Source organism: Bacillus sp. MBGLi79 (assembly GCF_002953915.1).
On record NZ_CP026521.1, the window covers coordinates 615,140 to 616,336 of the forward strand.

Annotated in this window: 1 protein-coding gene; it reads left to right on the forward strand. The window is 41.2% G+C overall.

The annotated features are described in order from the left end of the window. Nucleotides 1–119: 119 nt before the first annotated feature. Nucleotides 120–1,178: a replication initiation factor domain-containing protein gene (locus C1T29_RS03235; RefSeq protein WP_208945614.1), complete on the forward strand. Its 1,059-nt coding sequence runs from the start codon at nucleotides 120–122 to the stop codon at nucleotides 1,176–1,178. The last annotated feature ends 19 nt before the right edge of the window (nucleotides 1,179–1,197 follow it).

The following is a 1,197-nucleotide window of genomic DNA, read 5'->3' on the forward strand; positions in this document are numbered from 1 at the left end:
TGATTTTATGTCATCTATTAAAAATGCGCTGGTTGGAGTCGAGGGAGCGCAGGCGACGGCAGTCGCCAGCGGCAGCGAAAGCGACCAGACGGCCAGCGGTGAAGGAGTGAGCGAAGCGAATGACTGAACTAAAAAACCCCCCTCACGCTAACAGGGGGGTAGTAATCGTAAAAGAAAAAAATGAAGCCGTTGAAAATCCTTTAACATCAATGGTTGACTACATCCGAGTATCTTTTAAAACACATGATGTTGACCACATTATCGAGAATGTCCTTCACATCAGTAAAGATTTCATGGCAGAAAAATCATCCGGCTTTTACGGCTATGTTGGAACATACGAATTAGACTTTATCAAGGTTATGTATTCAGCACCAGGCGATAACAGAGGTGTTTTGATTGAATTGTCTGGTCAGGGATGCCGTCAGTTCGAATCATTTTTAAAATGCCGCAAGAAAACATGGTGCGACTTCTTTCAAGACTGTTTGCATAATGGTGGCTCGTTTACTCGTCTCGATTTAGCGATTGACGATAAGAAGACGTATTTTTCGATTCCTGAATTGCTGAAAAAAGCCCAGAAGGGCGAATGTATTTCTCGTTTCCGAAAGTCTGATTTCAATGGGTCATTCAGTTTGGCAGATGGAGAAACCGGAGGGACAACAATTTATTTTGGATCGAAACAGTCGGACGCTTACCTTTGCTTCTATGAAAAGAATTATGAACAGGCTGAAAAATATGATATTCCATTAGAGGAATTAGGCGACTGGAATCGCTATGAATTGCGTTTGAATAAAGAGCGTGCACAAGCGGCGGTCAAAGCTTTAATGAAAACCAAGGATTTGACGCTTATCGCTATGCAGATCATTAATAATTATGTAAGGTTCGTTGATGCTGACGAGAACGTCACAAGAGAGCATTGGAAAACGAGCCTTTTTTGGTCTGAATTTATAGGTGATGTCGGGAAACTTCATCTTTTCATGAAGCCGCAAAAAGACCTGTATCAAAAATCAAGGAACTGGCTGAAAAATTCCTGTTCACCGACCATGAAAATGGTTCTGGAAGCTGATAAGCACCTTGGTAAAAGTGATTTATCAGACATGATTTTAGAAGCTGAATTATCCGATAAACAACAAAAGATGCTGGAAGTATTTACGGCTGAAATCTCTGATATGGTGGTTTGAAGGCTTTTAAAATAGGGTG